Source organism: Viridibacillus sp. KH_047, assembly GCF_057838945.1.
This window is the reverse complement of sequence record NZ_CM174479.1, coordinates 4,242,579-4,249,373: the sequence shown is the minus strand read 5'-3', so window position 1 is coordinate 4,249,373 and position 6,795 is coordinate 4,242,579. Positions and strand designations below refer to the sequence as shown.

At 36.8% G+C, this 6,795-nt stretch carries 6 protein-coding genes; all 6 read left to right on the top strand.

Translation table 11 applies throughout. The features are described 5' to 3' along the window. The first annotated feature begins 557 nt into the window (after positions 1-557). On the top strand, positions 558-692 hold the full coding sequence (rpmH, locus tag AC3IS5_RS20830; protein WP_036200974.1) for a 50S ribosomal protein L34: 135 nt from the start codon (positions 558-560) through the stop codon (positions 690-692). A 222-nt stretch (positions 693-914) separates the two neighbouring features. After that, complete coding sequence (rnpA, locus tag AC3IS5_RS20825; protein WP_038178762.1) at positions 915-1,268, top strand: ribonuclease P protein component; 354 nt, start codon at positions 915-917, stop codon at positions 1,266-1,268. 59 nt (positions 1,269-1,327) lie between these two features. Continuing rightward, positions 1,328-2,095: a membrane protein insertase YidC gene (gene yidC / locus AC3IS5_RS20820; protein WP_489426062.1), complete on the top strand. Its 768-nt coding sequence runs from the start codon at positions 1,328-1,330 to the stop codon at positions 2,093-2,095. Beyond that, positions 2,092-2,913 carry an RNA-binding cell elongation regulator Jag/EloR gene (gene jag, locus AC3IS5_RS20815; RefSeq protein ID WP_489426061.1) on the top strand — a complete coding sequence of 274 codons (822 nt, stop codon included), beginning with the start codon at positions 2,092-2,094 and terminating at the stop codon, positions 2,911-2,913. The genes yidC and jag overlap by 4 nt, the downstream gene beginning before the upstream one ends. Before the next feature lie 544 nt (positions 2,914-3,457). Further along, positions 3,458-4,843 carry a tRNA uridine-5-carboxymethylaminomethyl(34) synthesis GTPase MnmE gene (gene mnmE / locus AC3IS5_RS20810; protein ID WP_489426060.1) on the top strand — a complete coding sequence of 462 codons (1,386 nt, stop codon included), beginning with the start codon at positions 3,458-3,460 and terminating at the stop codon, positions 4,841-4,843. Between the two features lie 28 nt (positions 4,844-4,871). Further along, positions 4,872-6,770 carry a tRNA uridine-5-carboxymethylaminomethyl(34) synthesis enzyme MnmG gene (gene mnmG, locus AC3IS5_RS20805; RefSeq protein WP_489426059.1) on the top strand — a complete coding sequence of 633 codons (1,899 nt, stop codon included), beginning with the start codon at positions 4,872-4,874 and terminating at the stop codon, positions 6,768-6,770. Positions 6,771-6,795: the final 25 nt, after the last annotated feature.

Below are 6,795 nucleotides of genomic sequence, written 5' to 3'. Positions count from 1 at the left end.
GCTTCTTTCTCCTTTACATAAATATCTCTATTGAATATTTGGTTATAAATGCGGTTAAAATATGTTTATAAATGAACTATACACGATAGATACTCACAATAAAAACAAGTTGTGGATAAATGTTATTCTTAGCTAGTGGATAAAGCTATCCACATATTATTAACAATTGTGGATAACATTTTGCATACACAAATTTATTTACAGAGTAAAACACAATAATCTTATCAAAAAAAACCATGTAATTCAAGCTGTTTTCGAAGTTATCCACAAATTGCATAAATATGCACAGCTAACTTATCCACAATGGGTGGATTTGTGTAGAACTTGTCTATAAGTCTTGTGGATAATTTTAAGAGAGTAAAAAAGTGTCCACACTAGTTTTTGAGGATGAGATAGTAGATTGTGGATAACTAACTAGAGAAAAAAACTCCACTAACTTGATCGCGGTAAAATGTATTTTCTAAATAAGCATTGACAGAATGACCGGAATTTATATATAATATGCAAGACTGTCTGTAGTATTTTTTATAATAGACTTTCCAGGAGGTGTCATATAAATGAAACGCACATACCAACCGAAAAAACGTAAACATAGTAAAGTACATGGCTTCCGCGCACGTATGAGTTCTAAAAATGGTCGTAGAGTACTTGCTGCACGTCGTCGTAAAGGAAGAAAAGTATTATCAGCATAAGTCCACTGACCAACATCAGTGGTCTTTTTTTTCTTTATGGAGAAATTAGTGTTTAGCATTGTTGGTTTTTCTCCAAAACGGCCAAACAATTATGGTCAACTCCTTTTGCATTGCTTTAAGAGGTAGATCGTAAAAATTTATCGTTTTGGAGGGAATCAACGATCAGTGTAATTGGAACCTTCATTATAGAGAAGAAAGAACAATGAATGAGCAGGTGCAAAGATGAAAAAACGACGCAGAATTAAAAAGAATGAAGATTTTCAAAAAGTATTTCGTAAAGGCAAGTCATTTGCGAATCGTCAATTTGTTGTCTATTGTTTACCAAAAGAGGGACAAGAAGAATTTCGCATTGGGCTATCCATTAATAAGAAAATAGGTAAGGCAGTCACTAGAAATCAAATCAAACGTTATATCCGTCAAAGTTTCTTCGAATTACAAGATGATTTGAGAAATGATATGGAATACGTGATCATCGCCAGACATCCGGCGGCCACTATAGATTTTCATGAAACGAAAAAGAGTTTACAGCATGTTTTAAAAATTGCGAAGGTTTTAAAAAGAAGTAGTAGAGAGTAATAGAATGTGCATGATAAAATAGCTGATAGAAAATGAAAGTTATTTTAGGGGGATGAAGATTGAAGAAAAAACTTTGGATCATTCTCGCACTTACTTCAATAACATTATTATTAACTGGGTGTACAGAATATAACCAACCAATTTATAGTGACACTGAGGGCTTTTGGAGCAAATATATCGTTTGGCCATTCGTAGCTTTCATAACACTATTTAAAGGATTACTGGGTACGTATGGTTGGGGGATAGTTTGCGTAACGATTATTATTCGCTTAGCTATTTTGCCGTTAATGATTAAACAAACAAAAAGTGCGAAGAAAATGCAAGAATTACAGCCTAAATTGGCGAAGTTAAAAGAGAAATACAGCTCTAAAGATGCAGTAACGCAGAAAAAATATCAAGAAGAAATGATGAAATTAATGAGTGAATCTGGTGCTAATCCAGCAGCTGGATGTTTACCAGTGCTGATTCAAATGCCAATTCTAGTTGGTTTCTATCACGCAATTAGTCGTATGAACTCGACACCAGAAATTAACTTGGGCGACTTTTTCATGTTCCCATTAGCAGAATCGAGTATTGTACTCGCTGTTCTAGCAGGTATCATGCAGTTTATTGTTCTACGTACTGGCCCAGCGATGGATAATCCTCAAATGCGAATTATGATGTACATCATGCCATTTATGATTATTGGATTAGGTAGTTATTTACCTGCCGCTTTATCGCTTTACTGGGTAATTGGTAATATTATTACATTCATACAAAATCTTGTTATGTATAAGCCTTGGAACAAAACAACTAAACCTGCAAAAACAGGAGGGGCCAAAAAGTGAAACAGATTACGCAAATGGGAGCAACCGTAGAAGAAGCGATCTCTATAGCGTTAAAAGAGCTTGACCTTACCCGAGAGCAAGTAGATATTGAAATACTTCAAGAAGGTAAAAAGGGTTTTTTAGGTTTTGGTTCACGTAAAGCAAAAGTACGTGTAACTGAAAAACAACTTGAGAAATCCGATCAAGAGCAACAATCTGTGCAACAGGCAATGGCAGAACTAAGTGAAATAGAGTCAGAATCAGTAGCGCTTGTTTCGAAAAGTGAAGTAGAAAAAACACAAGAATCAACAACTGAAAACTTACAAGAACCACCAACTTTGGAAGTTGTGGAAAATGAATTAATAGATGAGAAACGTAACGATAACACAGTTGCTATTGAGCATGCAGTCACTTATTTAACAGAAATAGCAAAGCAGTTAGATATCAATGACTTAACTATCGGTGTTGAAGAAAAGGGTAAAATTATTAATATTAATTTAGAGAGCAAGAAGGCGGCATTACTAATAGGTAAACGTGGCCAAACGCTAAACTCCCTTCAAGAATTGACACAATTAGTTGTGCATCAATACGCAAAACGATTCGTCTTAGTAAAATTAGACGTAGAAAATTATCGCAAGCGTCGCCAAGAATCATTGGAGCAGCTAGCTAATCGTATGGCAGATAAGGCCGTTTATACAGGGAAAACGATTGAGTTAGAGCCAATGCCCTCGAATGAGCGAAAAATTATCCATCATATTCTTGCTAATCGAATTGATATCGAGACGTATTCCGTTGGATCGGATACCAAACGCTATTTAGTTATTGAACCAATTCGATAAATGAAATATTCTGCAAAAGCCCATCTCATTCTAAATGAGATGGGCTTTTGATTGTTTTGCTGGATAAATTTAGTTGGTGAAATCTAGTTATTTGTGAAATATTGAATTTAAACAGAAGAAAAATTATTGAGAGTCCTCAGGATGTGGGGTAGGGAGTCCACATTTAGGTGAAATATCTAGCTTCAGTAATTAACTCCTCGATATCAATTTCCTTTCCCGGAACAAAGTCTTAATAGATTTTAATTCGTAAATTCCAATGCTTGTCTGGATTAGACGTACCGCTTCAATATTTTATGTAAGATATCCAGTTTCAGCGGCCAATCCCTCAAGGTCACTTACACCTTCTCGGGCGAAAGTTGAAAAGATACTTTCGATTCGAAGATGCCAGTGCCTGCCGGGATTAAATGAGGCGCCTCTGTATTTAAAAAAGTTGTCCACAATTCTACTTTTCGAGCTTTTATGCTATTATTGTATGTTAGAGAGTTAGTTCGTTTTTAGGTTATCCACATGTGGATAATTTTTAATTTTTTAGGAGGTATTATCTATGGAGTTCGATACAATTGCGGCTATCTCAACGCCAATGGGTGAAGGGGCAATTGCCATTGTCCGTTTGAGTGGGGATGATGCTGTTGCCATTGCAGATCGTGTGTTTCATGCACCGAATCGGAAAAAGTTATCCACACAGCCGTCACATACTATCCATTATGGACATTTAAAGGATCCTGAATCGGGTGAGGTAGTAGAGGAAGTTATGCTATCGATGATGAAAGGGCCAAAAACATTTACACGTGAAGATGTAGTTGAAATTAACTGTCATGGTGGAATTGTTTCAGTGAATCGAGTACTGCAATTAGTATTGAAGAATGGTGCGCGATTAGCTGAGCCTGGTGAATTTACAAAGAGAGCATTCTTAAATGGCCGAATCGATTTATCCCAAGCAGAGGCTGTAATGGATTTGATTCGTGCAAAAACAGACCGTGCGATGAATGTAGCGCTTGGTCAAATGGACGGGAAATTATCAAGATTAATCGGTGAACTTAGACAAGCACTATTAGAAACTCTAGCGCAAGTAGAAGTGAACATAGATTATCCAGAATATGACGATGTAGAAGAGATGACAATTCCGCTTATGCTCGAAAAGTCTAATTGGGTAATGAAAGAAATCGAGAAACTTTTACAAACATCTTCTCAGGGTAAAATTTTGCGTGAGGGCCTTTCAACTGTTATACTAGGTCGTCCGAATGTCGGCAAATCGTCACTTTTAAATAGCCTTGTACAAGAAAATAAAGCAATCGTTACAGACGTTGCTGGTACAACGCGTGATATTATAGAAGAGTACGTAAATGTAAGAGGTGTTCCATTACGTTTGGTAGATACTGCAGGTATTCGTGAGACCGAGGATATCGTTGAGCGCATAGGTGTTGAACGCTCTAGACAGGTATTGAAAGAAGCAGATTTAATTCTGCTTGTTGTGAACTATGGAGATGAACTTACTGAGGAAGATGAGCGTCTTTTCGAAACGATTCAAAATATGGACTATATAGTCGTTGTTAATAAAACAGATTTGTCACAACAAATCGATTTAGCTCGTGTGCAAGCATTAGCTGGCGAACGCAAAGTGGTGACAACATCTTTACTTAAAGAAGAAGGTGTCACAGAGCTTGAGGAAGCAATTGCGGCATTATTCTTTGAAGGATCATTAGAAGCTGGAGATATGACATATGTATCAAATGCACGCCATATCGCTTTATTACACCAAGCACATTCAACGATCAAGGATGCTATTGAAGCAGCTCATGCAGGTGTGCCTGTCGATATGATTCAAATCGATGTTACTAGAACATGGGAACTTCTTGGTGAAATTATTGGAGATACCGTGCAAGAAAGCCTAATCAATCAGCTATTTTCACAATTCTGTTTAGGGAAATAAACTTAAATATAGAAAGGAAGTAACGAGCATGCCAACAAAATTTGAAGCAGGCACGTTCGATGTGATTGTAATTGGAGCAGGTCATGCAGGCGTAGAAGCTGCATATGCTGCATCAAGAATGGGTGCAAAAACACTTATGTTAACAATCAATCTCGATATGATCGCCTTTATGCCATGTAATCCATCAGTAGGTGGCCCGGCTAAAGGGATTGTCGTACGCGAAATTGACGCATTAGGCGGTGCGATGAGTAAAATTATCGATAAAACACATATCCAAATGCGTATGTTAAATACAGGTAAAGGTCCAGCAGTACGCGCACTACGCGCACAAGCAGATAAAGTACTTTACCAACAAGAAATGAAAAAATTACTAGAAGACGAAGAAAACCTTACAATTCACCAAGCAATGGTAGATGAATTAATAGTTGAAGATGGTGAAGTAAAAGGTATTGTTACGCAAGTTGGTGCTGTTTATCATGCAAAAACAGTTATTGTTACAACGGGAACATTCCTACGCGGTGAAATCATTATTGGTGACTTGAAGTATTCAAGTGGGCCAAATAACCAACAGCCATCTATTAAATTAGCTGATAATCTTAAGGAACTTGGATTTGAGTTAGTACGCTTTAAAACAGGTACACCACCACGTGTTAACAGCAAAACAATTGATTACAGTAAAACTGAAATTCAGCCTGGTGATACAGAGCCTCGTGCGTTTAGTTATGAAACGACTGAATATATTACAGATCAACTACCATGTTGGCTGACATATACAAGTGAAGAAACACATGAAATCATTAATGATAATCTTCATTTATCTCCAATGTATTCAGGAATGATTAAAGGTACAGGTCCACGTTATTGTCCATCGATTGAAGATAAGGTTGTTCGTTTTAGTGATAAGCCTCGTCACCAATTATTCTTAGAACCAGAAGGCCGTAATACGCATGAAGTGTATGTTCAAGGGTTATCAACAAGTTTGCCAGAACATGTACAACGTAAACTGTTGGAATCGGTGCCAGGTCTAGAAAAGGCAGAAATGATGAGAGCAGGTTACGCCATCGAATACGATGCAATTGTACCAACTCAATTATGGCCAACACTAGAAACTAAACGCATTGCAAACTTGTATACAGCTGGTCAAATTAACGGTACTTCAGGTTATGAAGAGGCTGCTGGCCAAGGGCTAATGGCAGGAATTAATGCTGCTGCTAAAGCACTTGGTAAAGAAGAGATGATTCTAGGACGTGCAGATGCATATATAGGTGTGTTAATAGATGACCTTGTAACAAAAGGAACAAACGAACCATACCGCCTATTAACATCTCGTGCAGAATACCGATTATTACTACGTCATGACAATGCGGATATGCGTTTATCTGAACGAGCTTATGAAGCAGGATTAATTTCTCAAGAACGTTATGATAAATTTGATAGAAAACGTCAAAAAGTAGACAATGAAATTAAACGTCTTCGTGATACAATTTTAAAACCAGATGCTAAAACACAAGGCTTATTACGTGATTTAGGTAGTAGTGAATTAAAAGATGGTATCCGTGCAGCTGATCTATTAAAACGACCAGAAATGACATATGAATTATTATCAACATTAACTGAGTCACCTGTCGAGTTATCAACAGAGGAAAAAGAGCAAATTGAAATTCAGGTAAAATATGAAGGCTATATTGAAAAAGCACTTCAACAAGTAGATAAGCTTAAAAAAATGGAAAACAAAAAAATTCCAGAGAACATTGATTATGAAGCAATTTCAGGAATTGCAACTGAAGCAAAACAAAAATTAAAACAAGTAAGACCACTATCTGTTGCACAGGCATCACGTATTTCAGGTGTAAACCCTGCTGACATTTCAATTTTACTAGTGTATATTGAACAAGGTAGAATAGCGAAATTAGCAAGCAACGAATAATATGACAAAACCAACAGTGGCACTA

Excerpts from the sequence above, each read along its gene's own strand:
- mnmG (WP_489426059.1), top strand. The coding sequence starts at position 4,872 with ATGCCAACAAAATTTGAAGCAGGCACGTTCGATGTGATTGTAATTGGA.
- mnmE (WP_489426060.1), top strand. The coding sequence starts at position 3,458 with ATGGAGTTCGATACAATTGCGGCTATCTCAACGCCAATGGGTGAAGGG.
- rnpA (WP_038178762.1), top strand. The coding sequence starts at position 915 with ATGAAAAAACGACGCAGAATTAAAAAGAATGAAGATTTTCAAAAAGTA.
- rpmH (WP_036200974.1), top strand. The coding sequence starts at position 558 with ATGAAACGCACATACCAACCGAAAAAACGTAAACATAGTAAAGTACAT.